Genomic DNA, 18,488 nt, shown 5'->3' with positions numbered 1-18,488 from the left:
GCGATGTATTCACTGATTAGGATTACTCATGAACATTCGTCATACTTTTCTTCGCTGGGGCCCTACCAGCCTTGCGGTTCTGCTAACGGCAAGCCTTTCAGCCCCGGTGATGGCTCAGTCTGCCGACGGCGAGCAGGCAAGTCAGAACACGCCCGAACTGAGCGACATCGCCATTGAAAGCGCAGAACTCGTTTCGCAGAAGTCGCCAAACGACCTGCCACGCGGGGAATTCCGCATTCCCGATGAAGGCGACATTATTGGCGAACGCTATACCATCACGATCGACAATCCGAAAGACACACTTATCGATGTGGCCCGGCGACACAACATTGGCTATGAAGAAATTCGCATGGCCAATCCTGATGTCAGCATATGGGTGCCTGGCGAAGGCACCGAAGTCGTTATTCCATCCCGCTACATATTGCCACCGGTAGAACGCGAAGGCATCGTGATCAATCTGTCCGAGTTGCGGCTTTACTACTACCCCGCTGACAAGCCGGGTATCGTTGAGACCTACCCTGTCAGCGTAGGCCGCGAGGAATTCGCGACACCCGTTGGCAAGACCAAGACCACGATCAAGGTTAAGGACCCGGCCTGGTCACCCCCCGCCTCCATGCGACGCGAAGCCGCCGCACGCGGCGAGCCAGCTCCTTCAATCGTGCCACCCGGCCCTGACAACCCGCTAGGCGAACACGCAATCCTGCTGGGGCTGCCCAGCTACCTGATCCACGGCACAAACCGCCCTGACGGGGTCGGCATGCGTGTCAGTCGCGGCTGCATCCGCATGTACCCCGAGGATATCGAGTCACTTTACGAGCGTGTACCCAGCGGCACCCCGGTTAATTTGATTGACGCCCCTTTCAAGGCCGGCTGGGCTTCTGATGGCACCCTGTTTGTTCAGTCTTACCCGCAGCTCGAAGAAAATATGGACGACTTTGAACCGCTGCTTGAAGCTCTCAAACGCATTTCGGAGCTAACGGAAGACAACATCCAGGTAGACTATGCTCAGGTTCGCAGCGCAGTTGAATCGCCCAACGGTCGTTTCGTCGCCCTGTATGGTCCGCAAGCGCCTGCACCAGAGCCTGAGGAGCCTGCTGAAGAAAACAAGCCCGACCCTCTGGAGCAAGGCATCTTCAAGCAGATTGAGCTAAGCGACAGCGGCCGGGCTGATGACGAGGTGTAACGGTCAAGGCCCAACGACTGGTCACAAAAAAACCCCGCCGAGGCGGGGTTTTTTTATGCCTAATGGCTGCGAAGAACTTAACCTTCGCAACCGTTAGTCATATTACTTCTGCATAGAGCGCTCGAACATGCGCTCCATTTCTGCACGGTTCTGCTCAGACATCTGCAGGGCAGCTTGCGCGTCGCGCTGAGCTTGGTTTGCAGTGTTCAGAGCTTGAGAAGCCATGCTACGTGCTTCAGCGGCGTCAGCTTGTGCTGATTCAGCTGTCATGCGTACTTCTTCCAGCGCGCCAGTAGAGGCACAACCGGCCAGAATGGCCAGTGAAGCAGCAGCAGCAGACATCTTCAGAGTCGTCTTGAAAGTCATAGTGTTCTCCTTGAATCTTCCTTGGGTACAACGTTAAGGGTATGACAAACATAAGCTTACGAGATGAGCCTAAATTTGTCTACCTGCGGTGCAGGTTCTTGACCGTGACTTGTGCCGCGAAGCACGTAAGTCAAACGCTGTTTTATTACAATCTACAACGGTTGTCTATAGCCACGTGTTTAAAACCTCGAACTTCCTTCTACGACACCAGCTTAGCGGATCACTACGCGAGTGCCAACCTTGACGAGCTCGGCCAGGCGTTCAATTTGCGAATTAGTCACTGCCACGCAGCCCTGGGTCCAATTATAACGTTCATGAATATCGGGATCCGCCTCGCCTAACCCATGAATGCCAATGGCCCCGCCGAGCACGGTATTCTGGGGCGGCTGGCGGTGGCGGCGATAATAATCAAAATAGGCGTCGTAATCCGCTTGGGAATAAATACCCTGCTGTAGCGCCATCCGCGCGTGAGCGGGGGTCGGATAATCGACCCCCATGAAAATATGCCACTTGCTGTCGTGATTGAAGCGGTTAACCCGGAACTCGCCCAGAGGCGTAGTGTTGTCACCCCGCAGCCGCTGAGTTCTGGCACCACCACGGCCAAGTGAGACAGGCTTAAACTCCTCTACCACCGTGTATCCGCGAAACACGGTCAACGTTGATGCTTCATCATCGATCAGCACCCATTGTTCATAGGGCTCCCGGGGGGATGCGGCACGCTCAAGCTGATTGGCAACCAGGTCGGGGTAGACTTCGGACGACAAGGTGACGCTGGCCGCTGCACTGGCAGCTACTGGCCAACCAAGGGCTAAGGCCAGAAAACGGCGACGGGTTACCGGCTTCATTCAGTACTCTCATCAAGATGGTGGTAACGAGGATACAACACTAAACGCCCTGCAACTCTTCAATGCCGGCTACGATGCGACGGAGTTCGGCATTGTGGCCTTCCGCCAGGGCGTTAAAAAATTCGGCTTCGGGTTCAATCACAGCCCGATCAACCCGGTGGCGGTACAGCGCCTCAAGGGTGCGATGCGCTTCGACGGCCGATTCCATTACCGACTCAATGGAGTTGCCAACGGGCTTATCGGCCAGTTGCTCCAGTTGCGGCGGCTGCGGAAAGTCATTGGGATCATCAAACCATGTATCCAGCACGTCGCGCTTTTCATGTGACTCATCGAAGATAGCGCGCAAGCCTGCCTGCATGCGCGTTTCATGGTCCGCCAGATAATTGAGCACCATCTGCAGTCTTTCGCTCTCGGCAGCACCAGCTTTGGCGCGGTACTGTTCCGCTAAACGCCCATGGTAGGCCTCGACCCAGACAATCAAATCTTTTACTTGGTTGTAGCGCATTGTTTCTCCCTTCCTACATCGCGGCTTCATAGAGCAACGCGGTCTAGTTAACTTCCCATTACCACTATCAGCACCACTCTCAGTACTACGCTCATTACCACTCTGCTCATTACCACTCTTGACTGGTTTCGCGCAGCGCGGCGACTTCTCGCTTGGCCGACTCGAGATGGTCCCGAAGTTGCTCGCGCAAGCTGGCTTGATCGCCAACCGCAATCATTCCGGGCTGGGAAGCTCGGCGCTTGGCCACGCCTTCACTGCTATGCAGTTTATCCAGCTGTACTACCAGCCAGTTTAGCCAAGAATCCGGATGGTGGGCCAAGTCACGCAGGCGCTGAAGCTCTGCCATCGCCGGCCCTTCCTCAGACAACAGATAGCGCCAATCGTGCTGGGCCAAACGAGCGTGCTCTGTCACTTCGCGCAGCAACGACGTCAGCGCCAGCTCAAACAGTGCAAGCGCCCCCTCTTCCTGTGCCATACCTTGCGCAACGGCATGCTCATTATCATCGGTCGTTGAAGTCGCCAGTAGTTCAGCCTGGTAGAGCAACTGATTGGTGCGCGCACGATCACTCATTTTTTACGCTTGTCCTCCACGTGCCATTTACCGCCTTCAAAGGTCGCTTTCCAGCCTGTCGCCTTGCCCTCCTCGTCGGTCATCACGTACTGCTCTTTGAACTTGCGCGAGTAGCGAATCTGCGCAGGCCGCCCGTCCGGGTCTTCGCTGGGCGCCTTGAGGATGAAATGGTACTTTTCAGGCAACTCATCGGCATGGGCCTTGAGTTCTTTGACAAGCGGCGGACGTGTTTCACGGTTTTTGGGAAACTTGCTCGCTGCCAGAAACAGTCCGCTGGCACCGTCGCGCAGTACGTAGTGGTCATCGACTTTCTGACAGGCCAGTTCCGGCATATCAATGGGGTCCATCTTCGGCGGTGCCACTTCGCCGCTCTTCAACAGCTTGCGGGTATTTTTACATTCACTGTTGGTACAACCAAAGTACTTGCCAAAGCGCCCGGACTTCAGCTGCATGTCCGCACCACACTTATCGCATTCGATAAGCGGCCCATCATAGCCTTTAATCTTGAACTTGCCGGTTTCAACCTCATAACCTTCGCAATCCGGGCTATTGCCACAGATATGCAGCTTCCGGGTTTCGTCGATCAGATAGTTATCCATCGCCGTGCTGCAGACCGGGCAACGACGCTTGGCACGCAGCGCGTCGGTTTCAGCCTCTTCACCCGCATCAGCGGCCACGGCCTCTTCACCGGGAATCAGGTCGATGGTGGTCTTGCAGCGCTCTTTGGGCGGCAGGTTATAACCACTGCAGCCGAGGAAAACCCCCGTCGAGGCTGTACGTATCTGCATCTGACGACCGCAGGCGGGGCAGTCGATATCGGTGGGCACCGGTTGATTGGGCCGCATGCCGTCTTCGCTTTCAGCCTGGACCAGCTCTTCCCGAAATTCTTCATAGAAGGCATCCAGCAGGGCCTGCCAGTTACGCTCACCTTCGGCGACTTCATCCAGGCTGTCTTCCATGCGGGCGGTGAACGAAAAGTCCATCAAATCAGGGAAGGACTCTTTTAGACGCTCCGTCACGATATCGCCGAGTTTTTCGGCGTAGAACCGCCGGCTCTCGAGCTTTACGTAGCCGCGATCCTGGATCGTCGAGATGATCGAGGCGTAGGTCGACGGACGCCCGATACCCTGCTTTTCAAGTTCCTTGACCAGGCTTGCCTCCGTATAACGTGCGGGCGGCTTGGTAAAGTGCTGCTGCGGGTCAAGGGTTTCAAGCGACATGGGCGTACCGGTTGGCAGATCCGGCAGACGCTGGTCTTCATTCTTACCACTGGGTTTCATTACCCGAGTGTAGCCGTCGAACTTCAGCACACGACCTTTGGCACGCAGCTCATAACCGTCAACGTCGATACTCAATGTGCTTGAGAGGTACTCGGCAGGCGTCATCTGACAAGCCACGAACTGACGCCAGATAAGCTCGTAAAGGCGCTCGGCGTCACGCTCCATGCCCACCAGGTCGGTCGCCTGACGGTCAACGCTCGACGGACGTATAGCCTCGTGAGCCTCCTGGGCGCTTTCCTTGCTGGTATAGCGGTTGGCTGACTCGGGTAAATAGCGCGGCCCGTATTCTTCACCGATAAATGTCCGCACGTTGTCCACCGCATCTTTGGACAGATTGGTCGAATCGGTACGCATATAGGTGATATAGCCCGCCTCGTACAGACGCTGAGCCATGGTCATGGTCTTTTTGACCGAGAAGCCTAACCGCCCGCTGGCCGCCTGTTGCAATGTCGAGGTGATAAAGGGGGGTGTTGGCTTCGAACTGGTGGGTTTATCTTCCCGCGAGGTGATCGAAAGCGACGCGCTCCTGAGCCGCTCGATACGCGCCAGGGTGTCCTTTTCAGACGTCGGGCGGAAGGCCTTGCCGTCCTGACGGGCCAGCACGAAGCGCACCTGTTCGCCATCCGGCGAGGCAAGGTCAGCGTGCACATCCCAAAACTCTTCGGGAATGAATGCCCGTATCTCCCGCTCCCGCTCGACGATCAAGCGCACGGCAACGGACTGCACGCGGCCAGCCGAGAGCCCCCGGGCAATCTTGGCCCAAAGCAACGGCGACAACATGAAGCCCACCACACGATCAAGAAAACGCCGGGCCTGCTGGGCTTCAACACGCGGAATATTCAGTGCCCCAGGGGCTTTAAAAGCGTCCTGAATGGCGTTTTTGGTGATTTCGTTGAACACCACGCGCTTATAGCGGCTGTCGTCCCCGCCGATGGTTTCGCGCAGGTGCCAGGCAATGGCTTCCCCTTCGCGGTCCAAATCCGTTGCCAGATAAACGGCATCGGCCTTCTCGGCCAGCTTCTTGAGTTCGGCCACGACTTTTTCCTTGCCGGGAAGCACTTCGTAATGCGCTTTCCAGCCATTGTTGGGGTCGATGCCCATCCGCCGTATCAGCTGGTCCTGCGCCTTGCGCTTCTTATATTCGGCTTTATCGTCCGCCGACATCTTACGTGTAGCCGCGGCTTGGCGAGCGCGCTCCTTGGGGTCAGAGGCTGTCTTACCCGAGCCGCTGGTCGGCAGGTCACGGATGTGACCCACGCTCGACTTTACGATGAAATCGTTGCCGAGGTATTTATTGATCGTCTTCGCCTTGGCGGGCGACTCGACGATGACCAGTGACTTACCCATAGTGCTCCACTTTCTGAGTGCACACGCTGAGGTGCGATGAATACGTTGCCGCAACAGTCATCAAAACCGTGCGGGCGAAAAAATGCGCCTACCCTACCCCAGCCCATAACGAAGCGCCAGTGGTGAGCACGAGGATGCCGTCGACCCGATGATGAAGAACATCACATTTTTCAACTAATTTGTAGCTAGACACTAGACTGCCGATTGCGCAACGGCAACCCAAAAATCAACGCCTCGCAAGGCGGCCCCCAACGCAAAAACGCCCCCACCGTTGGGCAGGGGCGTGTGGCACTCGATTGAACCGCTATTGCTTAGGCGGCGATTTGCGCCGTGGCGTCGTGGACTTCTTGGCATTGGCTGTCGATGCCTTGTCCGGTGCTGCCTGGGGAGCCTGCTGGGGCGTCTGTGGACTTGACGCAACGGCTTTTTCAACAGGCCGAGCCTGATTAAACAACTCACTGACCTGCGCAAAGCGCGATGCGGCATGCTCAGAGAGCTCGCCACTGGCCGACAGCACATCCTCCAGATGCGAAAGATGGGCATCGATCTCGTCGTTGGTCTGGCCCTTGAGCAGCGTAGGCAGCGTGTTGAGCGCCTGCTCCCGATCCAGTTTCAGGATAAAGAACTGTTCACGCACCAGACGCTTGAAGTCGCTTAAGTTGGCGCTGGGCTCCAATGCCGCTCGGGAAGCGCGCAGCCGCTTGAAGTTGCGCTCGTCCGTCGCGGGTGCGCCACCCAGTACGTAAATAACAGCACGCATGACCGCTTTGTGAGACCCGCCCTGGGCAATCTTGGCCAGCAGCTCGTTCTCGCGCTGCTCCAGGAAGCGGCGATGTTCCGGCTCGTCGCCGGGGCGACGGCGGTGCACGTGAGCGTCACCGTAAAGCCCAACGGCGGCCTGTAGCAGGGGTTGACCGTAGATATCCATGAAGAGTCGCTCGGTGGCGCCGTCACGGGCATCGCGCCAGGCATTGAGCCCTGTCACGATCTGGTCAGAGGCCATGGTTTCAAATGCCTTGAACAGGTTGTCCTTGTCCACCGGATGACGCGACTGACGCACCTGCTCGGCCATGACGGGCAGCGGCACACTCATCGGATTTCGGTCAGAAAGTAGCTTGTAGCCCAACCGAATGGGGTGCATGCGACGGATCCAACGGGCGGCTTCAGGGGTCATGACCGCCTGCAGCCAGGGCTGCATATAAAGCCGGTACAGCCCAAGATTGATTTCGGAAATACGCGCCACGGTGGCGAAACGCCGGTCATCTTCGGGCTTGTGCATGACTTCACGGTCTAATTCTTCAAAATCCCGCGGCGAGAACTCGAGCAGATAGTCCCGCTCGAGGCTTTCGCCGTCGTGGCGGTCATCGGCGTGCGTAATCGTGGTTTCGTAAAGCCCCGGCGGCATCACATCGATATAATCCATGTTGGCCGTAAACTCGGTATGCTCCTTGCGCGACACGCTGCTCGACACGAAGATACCCAGGTGCCCGGTTGTATCATGCTGGCAATAAACAATGGTTTGTTCATTGGCAATGATATCTTTTTCATCTTCGTATAAATCGCGGATCCAACCCAATGCCTGAGGCGGCGGCGTAATATCGTCGCCCCGCGAGCAGAACACCACCACCGGCGAGCGCACATTGCGCAAATCGATGCGACGGCCATCGCGAGTGACCAGCTGGGCAGTTGAGAGCCGATTGCCGACAAACAGGTTATCGACGATATATTGAATCTCTTCGCCACCGAGGACTACGTGGCCGCCCCACCAGCGCTCGAACTCGAGGTAGCGGTTTGACTCGGTATCGATATTGGCAAACAGGTGATACTGCTTTTTCCAATAGGTATTCGCCGGGTTGAGACGTTCGAAGTTCTGTACCAGCCAGGCGCCGTCGAACAGGCCGTTACCCAGGTCGCTGGTCATGGCGGTTATCCAGCTACCACCAGTCATGCCACCGGTATAGCGCATGGGAGCCTTGCCATGCTCGCCTGCCCAATACGAAAGCGGCGCACCGGCGATCAGAATCGGGCCGAACACCTCAGGCTCCAGGGCCGCCGCCATCATGATCTGCCAGCCCGCCTGGCAATTGCCGACCACCATGGGCTTCTCGCTGGTTTCAGGATGGCGCTCGATCACATGACGCAGAAACGCCACCTCGGACTCGACCACATCTTCAACCGTTTGTCCGAGCTCGGGAAACGGCAGGAAGCCGATGAAGTAGCATGGATGGCCAGCTTTCAACGCGACGCCAAGCTCGCTGTCGGGCTTGAAACCACCGATACCGGGTCCATGGCCAGCACGCGGATCGACCACCACAAAAGGACGGCTTTCAGGATCTGTTTCAATGCCTTCCGGCGGTATCACGCGCAGCAGTTCATAGTTGGTAGGCTGCGGCAAGGTACGTCCATCTACCAGCACTTCGGTGTCAAACCCCAGCACGCTGGGTTTGGTCTGTTCCATGTGTGCCAGGTATTGATTCCCGCGCTCGCGCATCACGTCCAGGTAAAGCACGCTACGCTCAACGCTATCTCGCCAGTAATCAAAAGCGGCGCGGCCAAACCCGAAAGGATCGAACAGCGTGGCCATGGCATCACCGACAGATGCCGTCGCTTTATCCTGGTTGGTATGAGTCGGCAACAGAGGGTTAGCGAAGAAATTCATAGAGTCTCCCATTGGGTTGATGCGGTAGCATCGAACCCGAAAGCAATGATGCTGCAACGCAATATAGTTTAGGCCTTTCCCCGCATCACGTCGATGCCTAACGCCGACCCATTGGTATAATCTATTAACGATGTGCCGACCGTCGGCAACAGGTATCCAGCCTGCGGTGTCATGCAAAAGCCAACCTATGTTACATTATGGCTTACTGCCTACGTATCAATCGGCATGCAGTCGGACATGGCTTACATCGCCGCATGACCTTGCCTGCCGCCCAGTAGAGAGGCTCTCTCGCTATGAGCAATAACACCTCGCCACGTGTCCCCAGCGGTGAAAAATTCCGCAATGAACACGGCATGACGGTGATTAAAGATGGCATGAAGCAGCGCAAAGCAGACGCCGATGCCCCTTCTCTGGATCGCAAGCCCAAATGGCTTCGCGCTCAAATCCCTGGTGGCGAGCGCTTCGAGGCGGTCAAGAAGAATGTTGCCACCCACCGGCTCAGCACTGTCTGCGCTGAATCCCACTGCCCCAACATGGGCGAGTGCTGGAGCAACGGCACGGCGACGATCATGCTGATGGGGTCGGTATGCACCCGCGCCTGCCGTTTCTGCGCGGTCGATACCGGTAATCCGAAAGGCTGGCTCGACCATGAGGAGCCAGACAACACGGCAAAATCCGTCGAGCTGATGGGTCTACGCTATATCGTGCTTACCTCGGTGGACCGCGACGACCTGGACGACGGTGGCGCCAGCCACTACGCCAATTGCATTCGCGCCATCAAGGCACGCACCCCTCACGTCGTGGTTGAAGCACTGACGCCGGATTTCGACGGGGTACCAGCGGCCATCGAGCAAGTTGCCGATTCAGGGCTGGAAGTCTTTGCCCAAAACGTCGAAACGGTTGAACGCTTGACCAGCCGCGTCCGTGACCCGCGTGCGGGCTACCGCAAGACCCTTGACGTCCTGGCCCACGCCAAACGCTATCGCCCTGACGTGATCACCAAAACCAGCTTGATGCTCGGCCTGGGTGAAACAGACGAAGAGATTCTCAAGACATTCGACGACTTGCGCGAAATCGGCGTCGATATCGTGACCCTGGGACAATATCTGCGTCCGACCAAGAATCACCTGCCAGTGGAGCGCTGGGTAACGCCTGAAGAGTTCGACCGCTACCGCGAAATCGGGCTTGAGAAAGGCTTTATGGAAGTGCCATCGGGTCCGCTTGTCCGCTCGAGCTACCGTGCCGACCGTGTGTTCGAGAAGAACAACCTCGGGCTGGCGTCGCCAGCTGCGGTACCAGGCCAGGAAGAGCCGGATCCCAATATCATACCGGCCCTCAATGTCGGCTAATCAGCCCCACGGCGCCACCGCTATGCAAGCAGCGGTGGCGGCTGCACGGCCGTTACCAGCGAACGGCTTAATTGAAAAGCCAGCGCCTCAGCCAACTGCTCGCCTACCCGGTGGTCGCTTGACAAGGTTACCCAGTCGGCCAGGCGAGTCATCGGCATGCCCGCATAGCCACAGGGGTTGATGTAAGAAAAGGGCGTCAGGTCCCCGTCGACATTGAAAGCCACACCGTGAAAACTCGCTCCGCGGCGGATACGCAGACCTAGCGACGCTATCTTGGCTTCTTCCCCTGCGTCGCCCTTCACATAGACGCCCGGCGCATCGGGACGCGCCCTTGCCGACACACCGTAATCTGCCAGCACGCTGATCACCGCATTTTCCAGCGCGGTCACCAGCGTGCGCACGCCCAGCTTACCTCGCCGCACATCGAGCAACGGATACAACACCACCTGACCAGGGCCATGGTAGGTTACCTGCCCGCCCCGGTCGGTCTGCACGACCGGAATATCGCCCGGCATCAACACATGCTCGGGCTTACCGGCCTGCCCCTGGGTAAACACCGGGTCGTGCTCAACCAGCCAGAACTGATCAGGCGTCTGTGGATCTCGATGATCCGTCAACGAACGCATGGCCTGCCAAACCGGCAGATAGGGCTTGCGGCCCAATACATGCAGTTCGATGGGCGGTGTCGTCATTACACCACCATATGTACGAGGCCAGTGGCCTTCAGCTCGTCGAACAGTTGCTTCAACTGTTGTTCACCGGTGGCCGTGATGGTGACCCTTACGGATTGAAAGCGTCCGTTTCGGCTATCAATGACTTGCATCGTCGTTTCATCAAAGTCGGGTGCGTGCCGGACAATCACCTGGCAAACCCGTGCCGGGAAATCCTCGGTGGCATCGCCCACTACTTTTAACGGATAGGGGCACGGAAAGCTGATCTTGGGCGCTTCTTGTGCCGCCGGCTGACGCAGATCGCGAAAGCTGTTTTGTCCACCTTTTGACATGACAAACTCACTGGTTTTGCAAATGATATTCCTGCTTCGACGGCAAGACAGCCGAGCATCAGTCAGTAAAATCACTGATCAGATTAGAGAAAAAGCGGCGCACCTGATCAAGCAACTGCTTGAAAAAGCCCCCCTCCTCAACGTCTTCCAATGCCACTAGCTGCCGCTCACCGACGACATCGTCACCCATGTGAATCTCAAGCGTACCTACTTCGTCGCCAACGCTGAGGGGCGCCTGGAGCTCAGCATCAAGGTTCAGGCGGGCGCGCAGCTCGTCATTGCGGTTACGCGGCAATGTCATGGTGACGGCTTCATCCACCCCGACGCGAACCTCATTGACATCGCCCCCCCATATACGCGGCGTGGCCAGCACGGCACCACGTTCGTAAAGGCTCATGGTTTCAAAAAACCGGAAGCCGTAGCTGAGCAGCTTCTGGGTTTCCTGAGCCCGGGCCTCTTCAGAATCGGTTCCCATGACCACGGAAATCAACCGCATGTCGTCTCGTTTAGCCGAGGACACCAGACAGTAACCCGCCTCGGAGGTCCAGCCGGTTTTCAAGCCGTCGACCGATGGGTCACGCCACAAGAGGCGGTTACGGTTCGGTTGCGTAATACCGCCGTAGGTAAACTCGCGTTCAGAGTAGATGGCGTAATGCTCTGGATAGTCATTGACGATATGTTGCGTCAATAGCGCCATATCGCGGGCAGACGAATAGTGGTTTTCTCCCGGCAGCCCCGTCGGGTTTTCAAAATTGGAGTTTTCCATGCCCAGGCGTGCGGCATGTTGGTTCATCAAATCGGCAAACGGGGCTTCACCGCCCGCCAGGTGCTCGGCCATCGCCACACTGGCGTCATTGCCCGACACAATGATGATGCCATGCAGCAGGTCTTCAACCGCGACCTGGTCGCCGACTTCGACGAACATTTTAGAGCCGCCCGTGCGCCACGCTTTTTCGCTGATGCTTACCTGGTCATCAAGGGCAATGCTCCCGCGATCCAGCTCACGCTCTACCAGATAGGCGGTCATCAACTTGGTCAAGCTGGCGGGTGGTAAGCGTTCATCAGCGTTATGCTGCGCCAACACCTTGCCACTATCGGCATCCATCAATATCCACGAACTGGCGGCCAGTTGCGGCGGTGCAGGAATAAGGGTTTGTGGCTGAGGGGTCTCTTGGGCACTGGCAGCAGGGGCAGCCACAATTGTTACCGCCAACAAACAAAGCCGCACGGAAGAAAACAAAGCACTGAACACTTTCATGATGACATTCTCATTAACTTGAAAAAAAACGCGCTCGTTAGCGCGCGTCTAAAATAGCGATTTGCAATTATCGCACGATAAATACATCGGTAAAGCCCGCATCGTGTAACGCTTTGCGAGCGTCACTCTCTTGATCAGCAGAAACCGGGCCCACCTGAACGCGATAAATATCGTCGTCTTGGCTCACACGCACATCGTGAGAAATGGTATTGCTCAATTCTGAACGCATTTTCTGAGCGTTTTGGGGATCGCCTAACGCGGCTATTTGTAAATAGACGACCCCACCACTTGGCTCGCTCGGCGGATTATCTCTGTTGCGCTCGGGCGTTACCGGTGCACTTGCCGTTGCCGTGTCGGGCACAGGCGTTGACCGAGACGTGTTACGCGAACGCTGCGCCTGCCACTGTTCGGGATTTATCGCCTCGACCGTCACCGCGCCAGTCCCTTCATCCAGAATACCCAGCCTGGCAGCTGCCGCGTAGGAAAGATCAATTTCGCGGTCACTGTGGAAAGGACCACGGTCATTGACCCTGACAATCACCGACTGTCCGTTACGTTCACTGGTCACACGTGCATAGGTGGGCAGCGGGAGCGAACGATGCGCCGCCGACATTTTGTACATGTCATAGATTTCACCGTTCGACGTTGCGTAGCCGTGAAACTTTTCGCCGTACCAGGAGGCCAGCCCCTGCTTGGTGTACCCGTCGGCATCGGGCAAGACATGATAGGTCTTACCCCAAACCTCGTAGGTTGATCGGTTGCCTGCCCGTGAAAGCGGTTCATCGCGGGGCACTGCATCCGGCACGCTGGAGACATCCGGCGGCTCGAGCGGATAGGCATCCCCGCTCATGGCGTAACGCCCGCCGGCAGTATCACGATCATTGCTCGGATCGGTACTTGCTCCTGTGCGATTTTGCGCTGGCTGGCTTGAGCCACTCATCGGCTCGTGACTCGCACAGCCGCTGACAACCGCCAGAATCAAGGCAGCACAACCTAATTGCTGCCAGACGTTCACATAATACTTCATGCGTCATCCTCACCCTGGAGACTTTTTACGCCCACCGCTTGCGCCTCAGCGGAGATGGCTTCTGCCAACTCGGCAACAGCCATGGCATAAAGATGGCTGTGATTGTAGCGGGTAATTACGTAAAAATTGTGATCACCGAGCCGATACGTCAGTTGACCATCGCTCAGAGTAAGCACCAGCGGCGTGACCGAGGCGCTTTCATCAAGCGCCACATCAGGCGTGATACCTGCGCGTTGCAAGGCCTCCAACGACGTATCGGGGGGTGTTATCTGGTTGACGGACAGATCAGAGGGCATCGTTTCAGGCCCCTCCGCCGGGTAATAGACCGCACGCCCTTCCTGCCAGCCGTGCTCCGCAAAATAATTGGCAACGCTGCCAATCGCGTCAACCGGGTTGTTCCAAAGATCGCGCTGCCCGTCATCATCGAAGTCAACGGCATAGGCTTGATAGCTTGTCGGAATAAACTGGGGGTAGCCCATTGCCCCGGCATAGGAGCCCTTTAGGGCCGCAGGGTCAACTTGCTGCTCGTACGCAATCTGCAGAAAGGCCTCTAGCTCACGACTAAAAAAACTCCCCCGCGTGGGGTGCTCAAAGGCCAACGTCGCCAAGGAATCCAGTACCGGATGGCTACCCCGGTAGCGACCATAGTAGGTCTCGACGCCGATAATCGCGGTAATGATGTCGCGGGGAACACCATAAACGTCTTCCGCTTTGGCAAACGCATCCTGATGGGCCTGCTGAAACTCGACGCCTTCTTCAATACGCTGCTGGGTCATGAAAATATCGCGGTATTCGTGCCATTCAAGATGACGCTCGGCGGCCCCCGCCATGGCATCCAGCACCGACTGACGCAGTCTGGCCTGACGCAACTGTCGGTTTAACCAGTCGCTCGGCAATCCTTCGTCCTCAAGACTTTTCACCAATGCACGCGCGCCTGCATGGTGCTCAGGGTCGAAATTCTGGGCACCGTCAGCCTCCGCCATTAGAGGAAACGCCAGGCCGCCGACCATAACCCCCAAAACGCCGACAACCGCCATCCGTTTGGCTCTATTCATTCACTCACTGCTCCTGTGGGCTGCGCTGTGATTTTCTATCGCTACCGCTAGCGTGGAAGAAGCCGACGATGCGCGTGAATCGACATGAGAATACCGAAACCCACCAGCAAGGTCACGCTTGAGGTGCCGCCGTAGCTGACCAGCGGCAACGGCACCCCAACGACCGGCAATATTCCACTCACCATACCGATATTGACAAATACATAGATAAAAAACGTCAGAATGATGCTGCCGGCGACCAGACGGCCAAAGGTATTCTGCGACTCGCTAGCCAACCACAGCCCGCGACTCACAATGAGCAGGTACAGAAAAATCAGTACCACCATACCGATAAGCCCAACTTCTTCGCCCAGCACCGCAACGATAAAGTCAGTATGACGCTCAGGCAGAAACTCCAACTGTGATTGCGTTCCCTCAAGCCACCCCTTACCAAAAACACCGCCGCTACCAATGGCGGTCGTTGACTGGATGATATTCCAGCCTGAGCCGAGCGGATCCGTCTCCGGATTCAGAAACGTCAGTATGCGCTGGCGCTGATAGTTATGCAGGTTCATCCACAGCAAGGGAAAGCCTGAAATCAATAGCACAGACACCAATCCGATCAGTCGCCACGACAAACCGGCCAGCAGCACGACGATGATCGCCGCACTGGCAACCAACAGTGACGTGCCCAAATCGGGCTGGGCGGCAATCAATGCGACCGGAAGACCAATAATGAATGCGCAGACCACAATATCTTTCAGCTTGGGGGGCAGTTCACAGCGGTAGAGATAGGCCGCGACCATCATGGGAACGGCCAGCTTCATCATTTCCGAGGGCTGAAAGCGGATGACACCTGGGATTTCCAGCCAGCGTTGAGCGCCCATGCCAAAATCACCGACCAGTTCTACAGCTACCAGCATCAGCACGCCGACCCCGTAGGCCACGGGTGCCCAGCGCATGAAAAAGATCGGTGAAAACTGGGCCACCACCACCATTGCCACCAGCGCGACACCAAAGCGAATAGCTTGGGCAATGACCACGTTCATGCTCTGGCCAGAGGCGCTATAGATCACCAGCAGGCCACTGCTCATCAGGATCAGAAGGAGGCCCAGTAGCCAGGGGTCAAGATGAATGCGCTCCCAGATACTGCGACGCTTGGGGATACCACCGCTGGGACGCACCGGATGGCCGCGTAGTGATCGGGTTATGGCCTGCCATGGCATGATCAGTTGCCCTCCACGTTGCTGGTATCGGTTTCCAGGGTCTCGCGCACCTCGTCGACTTCGGGGGCATCGTCGTCCAGCAACCATTCATCGGTCATCGCCCTGGCAAGATGGGCGGCGTGGGTACTCCCGCCACCAGCATTTTCAACGATGACCGAAACGGCAATTTGCGGGTCTTCGATAGGCGCAAAGGCAATGAACAGCGCATGGTCACGCAGGCGCTCTTCGAGCTCGTCGGCATCGTAGCGCTGGTCCTGGCCCAGCGAAAACACTTGTGCCGTGCCCGATTTGCCCCCCATGCGATACTCAAGACCCACACCAGTACGCCGCGCGGTCCCTTCTCTGCCGCTCACCACCTTTTCCATGCCGCTGAACACACTGTCCCACCAGTCGTCTTGTGCCAGGTTGATATCCTCCGGGGTATCGGGCAGGTCCCGTTCCAGCGGCTTATCACCAATTTTTCGCGCCATACGAGGCTTCACCCAATCACCACGGTTGGCCAATGTGGCCGTGGCGGTGGCCAACTGCAGCGGCGTAACCTGCCAGTACCCCTGACCGATGCCCACGGATAGTGTCTCACCTGGATACCAGGGCTGGTTAAAACGTTCGCGCTTCCATTCACGCGATGGCATCAAGCCTGAGCTCTGGCTCTGGACATCATGCGCAACACGCTGACCAAAACCGAAGTTGGTCATTTGCTCATGGAGACTATCAATGCCCATTTCGTGTGCCAGCGAGTAATAAAAGGTATTGTTGGACACCGCCAGCGAGCGTTCCAGATCCACGCGACCGTGCCCCCAACGCAGCCAGTTTCGATAACGCCTTGAATCATTGGGCAATTGATAATAGCCGGGGTCGTTGATGGTGGTATCGGGCGTGATCGCTCCATCGACAAGTCCGCCAAGCGCCAGGAAAGGCTTGATCGTCGAGCCGGGCGGATAGTGACCACGAGTTGCCCGGTTGAACAACGGCAAGTTAAGATTTTCCTGGAGTGCTTGATACGAGGCCCTGTCGATACCGGTGACAAACTGATTACTGTCAAAACCGGGCGTCGAGACCATGGCAAGTATCTCGCCACTGCCTGGCTCGATGGCGACGATGGAACCCCGGCGGCCATCCATCAACTCGTAGGCGAGCATCTGCAGCGACGAATCAAGGGTCAACGTCAAATCCTTGCCGGGCACTGGGTCGGTGCGTCCAAGCTCACGCAGCACACGCCCCCGCGCGTTGGTTTCAACCCTTCGCAAGCCTGCCTGGCCGTGCAGTTCATCCTCGTAAAACCGCTCGATACCCGTCTTGCCGATAAAGTGCGTTCCGGCATAGCGGGTCGCATCCAGGTTAGCCAACTCTTCGGCGTTGATGCGTCCGACATAACCCAGCGCATGCGCCATCACCTCAGCATTGGGGTAATAACGCAGTAATTGAGCCTCGACCTCCACTCCGGGTAACTGATGACGATTAACGGCTAACCGGGCAATCTGCTCCTCACTGAGGTCGCTCGCCAGAAGAACGGGCTGAAAGGGGCGCTGCCATTGCTGGGAGCGCTCATAGAAGGTGCTGATTTCTTCACCTTTGAGTTCAAGAAGCTCGACCAGAAGTTCCAGGGTTTCATCGACGTCTTCCGATCGCTCGCGCACCAGTGTCAGGTTGTAGGTGGGCCGGTTTTCCGCCAGTAGCACCCCGTTGCGGTCGTATATCAACCCACGGTTAGGCGGCAAGGGTTCAACGCGAACACGATTTTTTTCAGAGCGTGTGCTGTAAACATCATGCTGAGCAACCTGCAGATAAGCCAGACGTCCAACCAGCAGGCTCGTCAAGGCCACCACAACCACAAAGGCCAGTAAGGCTCTGGCACGAAAAATCCGAAGTTCTTGCTCGGTGTTCTTAAGCTTGTCGGAGCGCGGTGGCATAGCGATGACTAACTCTCATTCAATCGATGAAGGGCATCCAGCTGTCTGAATAACTCAACGATGGTAGGGATGCCCCACCAGCAGCGTCCAGGCACGATAAAGCTGCTCGGCGAGCATGATACGCACCAATGGATGAGGTAAGGTAAGTGGCGATAACGACCAGCGCTGCTGAGCCATCGCCGACACAGCAGGGTCAAGCCCGTCCGGGCCGCCAACCAGCAGCACCACATCCTGACCTTGCAGTCGCCAGCCATCGGCCTGCCGGGCGAGCTGTTCGGTGGTCCAGGCCTTGCCATCAACCTCCAGCGCGACCACATGCTCGTTGCCACGTAGCTTGCTGCGAATGCGCTCCGCCTCTTGTTCCCGAGCCCGGGCTATATCCGCATTTTTACCACGCTGGCCCAGCGCCACTTCTTCGATATCCAGGCTGAAATCTTTCGGCAGGCGCTTGCGGTAGGTTTCTACGCCCTCTTCCACCCAGGCGGGCATTTTACTGCCCACCGCCAACAGGCGGATTTTCATGACATGCTGGCCGGCTCGTCACTTAGCGAAAGCTCACGCCGCCCGGTGTCGCTGGGCAAGTCGGCCCATAAACGTTCCAGGTCATACAGGGCGCGTGCTTCAGGCAGCATGATGTGAACAATCACGTCGCTCAGGTCGACAAGCACCCAGTCGGCGTTGTCACCCCCCTCGACACCCCGCGGGGATAGCCCGGCAGCTTTGGCTTTTTCAACCACGTTCTGGGCCAGGGCAGCAACATGGCGGGTTGACGTACCGCTGGCAATCAACATGATATCGGCAACGTCGGTCAGCCCAGTGACGTCCAACTGAGCGATGTCTCGAGCCTTCAATTCTTCCAGCGCATCAAGCGCTACGCTCTTCAATGTATCGATGTGCATATCTCCTAACGATAACCCCATGTAAT

The 18,488-nt window shown here is 57.1% G+C and carries 17 protein-coding genes; 2 read left to right on the top strand and 15 right to left on the bottom strand.

The window, feature by feature from the left end:
* Positions 1-28: 28 nt before the first annotated feature.
* Complete coding sequence (locus R3F64_RS11515; protein WP_085919285.1) at positions 29-1,183, top strand: L,D-transpeptidase family protein; 1,155 nt, start codon at positions 29-31, stop codon at positions 1,181-1,183.
* A 102-nt stretch (positions 1,184-1,285) separates the two neighbouring features.
* On the opposite strand, the gene R3F64_RS11510 is transcribed toward R3F64_RS11515, so the two are convergent.
* The 6 genes from R3F64_RS11510 to R3F64_RS11485 form a co-directional block, all read right to left on the bottom strand.
* Complete coding sequence (locus R3F64_RS11510) at positions 1,286-1,549, bottom strand: Lpp/OprI family alanine-zipper lipoprotein (protein ID WP_085919284.1); 264 nt, start codon at positions 1,547-1,549, stop codon at positions 1,286-1,288.
* 212 nt (positions 1,550-1,761) lie between these two features.
* On the bottom strand, positions 1,762-2,394 hold the full coding sequence (locus tag R3F64_RS11505; RefSeq protein ID WP_085919283.1) for a L,D-transpeptidase family protein: 633 nt from the start codon (positions 2,392-2,394) through the stop codon (positions 1,762-1,764).
* A gap of 40 nt (positions 2,395-2,434) precedes the next feature.
* Positions 2,435-2,899, bottom strand: coding sequence for a hypothetical protein (locus R3F64_RS11500; RefSeq protein WP_085919282.1), 465 nt, complete (start codon positions 2,897-2,899; stop codon positions 2,435-2,437).
* Positions 2,900-3,008: 109 nt separating this feature from the next.
* On the bottom strand, positions 3,009-3,470 hold the full coding sequence (locus tag R3F64_RS11495; RefSeq protein WP_085919281.1) for a DUF6586 family protein: 462 nt from the start codon (positions 3,468-3,470) through the stop codon (positions 3,009-3,011).
* On the bottom strand, positions 3,467-6,097 hold the full coding sequence (gene topA / locus R3F64_RS11490) for a type I DNA topoisomerase (protein WP_332611547.1): 2,631 nt from the start codon (positions 6,095-6,097) through the stop codon (positions 3,467-3,469). The genes R3F64_RS11495 and topA overlap by 4 nt, the downstream gene beginning before the upstream one ends.
* 304 nt (positions 6,098-6,401) lie before the next feature.
* Positions 6,402-8,756 (bottom strand): DUF3141 domain-containing protein, encoded by a 2,355-nt coding sequence (locus R3F64_RS11485; protein ID WP_332611545.1) that lies wholly within the window; start codon positions 8,754-8,756, stop codon positions 6,402-6,404.
* 293 nt (positions 8,757-9,049) lie between these two features.
* Between R3F64_RS11485 and lipA the strand changes: the two genes are divergently transcribed.
* Positions 9,050-10,105, top strand: a complete 1,056-nt coding sequence (lipA, locus tag R3F64_RS11480; RefSeq protein ID WP_066315151.1) for a lipoyl synthase — start codon at positions 9,050-9,052, stop codon at positions 10,103-10,105.
* Between the two features lie 20 nt (positions 10,106-10,125).
* On the opposite strand, the gene lipB is transcribed toward lipA, so the two are convergent.
* From lipB to rsfS, 9 genes are all read right to left on the bottom strand, one after another.
* Positions 10,126-10,797 carry a lipoyl(octanoyl) transferase LipB gene (lipB, locus tag R3F64_RS11475; protein WP_332611542.1) on the bottom strand — a complete coding sequence of 224 codons (672 nt, stop codon included), beginning with the start codon at positions 10,795-10,797 and terminating at the stop codon, positions 10,126-10,128.
* Complete coding sequence (locus R3F64_RS11470; protein ID WP_066315147.1) at positions 10,797-11,108, bottom strand: HP0495 family protein; 312 nt, start codon at positions 11,106-11,108, stop codon at positions 10,797-10,799. The genes lipB and R3F64_RS11470 overlap by 1 nt, the downstream gene beginning before the upstream one ends.
* A 58-nt stretch (positions 11,109-11,166) precedes the next feature.
* On the bottom strand, positions 11,167-12,366 hold the full coding sequence (locus R3F64_RS11465; protein WP_332611539.1) for a D-alanyl-D-alanine carboxypeptidase family protein: 1,200 nt from the start codon (positions 12,364-12,366) through the stop codon (positions 11,167-11,169).
* A 67-nt stretch (positions 12,367-12,433) separates the two neighbouring features.
* Entirely contained in the window at positions 12,434-13,393 is a 960-nt protein-coding gene (locus tag R3F64_RS11460) for a septal ring lytic transglycosylase RlpA family protein (protein WP_332611537.1), read from the bottom strand.
* Positions 13,390-14,448 carry a lytic murein transglycosylase B gene (gene mltB, locus R3F64_RS11455; RefSeq protein WP_332611535.1) on the bottom strand — a complete coding sequence of 353 codons (1,059 nt, stop codon included), beginning with the start codon at positions 14,446-14,448 and terminating at the stop codon, positions 13,390-13,392. Before mltB ends, R3F64_RS11460 begins: the two co-directional genes overlap by 4 nt.
* A gap of 47 nt (positions 14,449-14,495) precedes the next feature.
* Positions 14,496-15,653: a rod shape-determining protein RodA gene (gene rodA, locus R3F64_RS11450; RefSeq protein ID WP_085919272.1), complete on the bottom strand. Its 1,158-nt coding sequence runs from the start codon at positions 15,651-15,653 to the stop codon at positions 14,496-14,498.
* Positions 15,654-15,655: 2 nt separating this feature from the next.
* Positions 15,656-17,563: a penicillin-binding protein 2 gene (mrdA, locus tag R3F64_RS11445; RefSeq protein WP_332611532.1), complete on the bottom strand. Its 1,908-nt coding sequence runs from the start codon at positions 17,561-17,563 to the stop codon at positions 15,656-15,658.
* A gap of 54 nt (positions 17,564-17,617) precedes the next feature.
* Complete coding sequence (rlmH, locus tag R3F64_RS11440) at positions 17,618-18,085, bottom strand: 23S rRNA (pseudouridine(1915)-N(3))-methyltransferase RlmH (protein WP_085919270.1); 468 nt, start codon at positions 18,083-18,085, stop codon at positions 17,618-17,620.
* Positions 18,082-18,462: a ribosome silencing factor gene (gene rsfS, locus R3F64_RS11435; protein WP_085919269.1), complete on the bottom strand. Its 381-nt coding sequence runs from the start codon at positions 18,460-18,462 to the stop codon at positions 18,082-18,084. Before rsfS ends, rlmH begins: the two co-directional genes overlap by 4 nt.
* Positions 18,463-18,488: the final 26 nt, after the last annotated feature.

The organism is Halomonas sp. 5021, assembly GCF_036663435.1.
In the GTDB taxonomy this organism is placed as follows: domain Bacteria; phylum Pseudomonadota; class Gammaproteobacteria; order Pseudomonadales; family Halomonadaceae; genus Vreelandella; species Vreelandella janggokensis.
This window is presented reverse-complemented; position numbering and strand designations above follow the sequence as displayed.

Coding starts and splice junctions, on each gene's coding strand:
- R3F64_RS11515 (WP_085919285.1), top strand. CDS start 29: ATGAACATTCGTCATACTTTTCTTCGCTGGGGCCCTACCAGCCTTGCG.
- R3F64_RS11510 (WP_085919284.1), bottom strand. CDS start 1,549: ATGACTTTCAAGACGACTCTGAAGATGTCTGCTGCTGCTGCTTCACTG.
- R3F64_RS11505 (WP_085919283.1), bottom strand. CDS start 2,394: ATGAAGCCGGTAACCCGTCGCCGTTTTCTGGCCTTAGCCCTTGGTTGG.
- R3F64_RS11500 (WP_085919282.1), bottom strand. CDS start 2,899: ATGCGCTACAACCAAGTAAAAGATTTGATTGTCTGGGTCGAGGCCTAC.
- R3F64_RS11495 (WP_085919281.1), bottom strand. CDS start 3,470: ATGAGTGATCGTGCGCGCACCAATCAGTTGCTCTACCAGGCTGAACTA.
- topA (WP_332611547.1), bottom strand. CDS start 6,097: ATGGGTAAGTCACTGGTCATCGTCGAGTCGCCCGCCAAGGCGAAGACG.
- R3F64_RS11485 (WP_332611545.1), bottom strand. CDS start 8,756: ATGAATTTCTTCGCTAACCCTCTGTTGCCGACTCATACCAACCAGGAT.
- lipA (WP_066315151.1), top strand. CDS start 9,050: ATGAGCAATAACACCTCGCCACGTGTCCCCAGCGGTGAAAAATTCCGC.
- lipB (WP_332611542.1), bottom strand. CDS start 10,797: ATGACGACACCGCCCATCGAACTGCATGTATTGGGCCGCAAGCCCTAT.
- R3F64_RS11470 (WP_066315147.1), bottom strand. CDS start 11,108: ATGTCAAAAGGTGGACAAAACAGCTTTCGCGATCTGCGTCAGCCGGCG.
- R3F64_RS11465 (WP_332611539.1), bottom strand. CDS start 12,366: ATGAAAGTGTTCAGTGCTTTGTTTTCTTCCGTGCGGCTTTGTTTGTTG.
- R3F64_RS11460 (WP_332611537.1), bottom strand. CDS start 13,393: ATGAAGTATTATGTGAACGTCTGGCAGCAATTAGGTTGTGCTGCCTTG.
- mltB (WP_332611535.1), bottom strand. CDS start 14,448: ATGAATAGAGCCAAACGGATGGCGGTTGTCGGCGTTTTGGGGGTTATG.
- rodA (WP_085919272.1), bottom strand. CDS start 15,653: ATGCCATGGCAGGCCATAACCCGATCACTACGCGGCCATCCGGTGCGT.
- mrdA (WP_332611532.1), bottom strand. CDS start 17,563: ATGCCACCGCGCTCCGACAAGCTTAAGAACACCGAGCAAGAACTTCGG.
- rlmH (WP_085919270.1), bottom strand. CDS start 18,085: ATGAAAATCCGCCTGTTGGCGGTGGGCAGTAAAATGCCCGCCTGGGTG.
- rsfS (WP_085919269.1), bottom strand. CDS start 18,462: ATGCACATCGATACATTGAAGAGCGTAGCGCTTGATGCGCTGGAAGAA.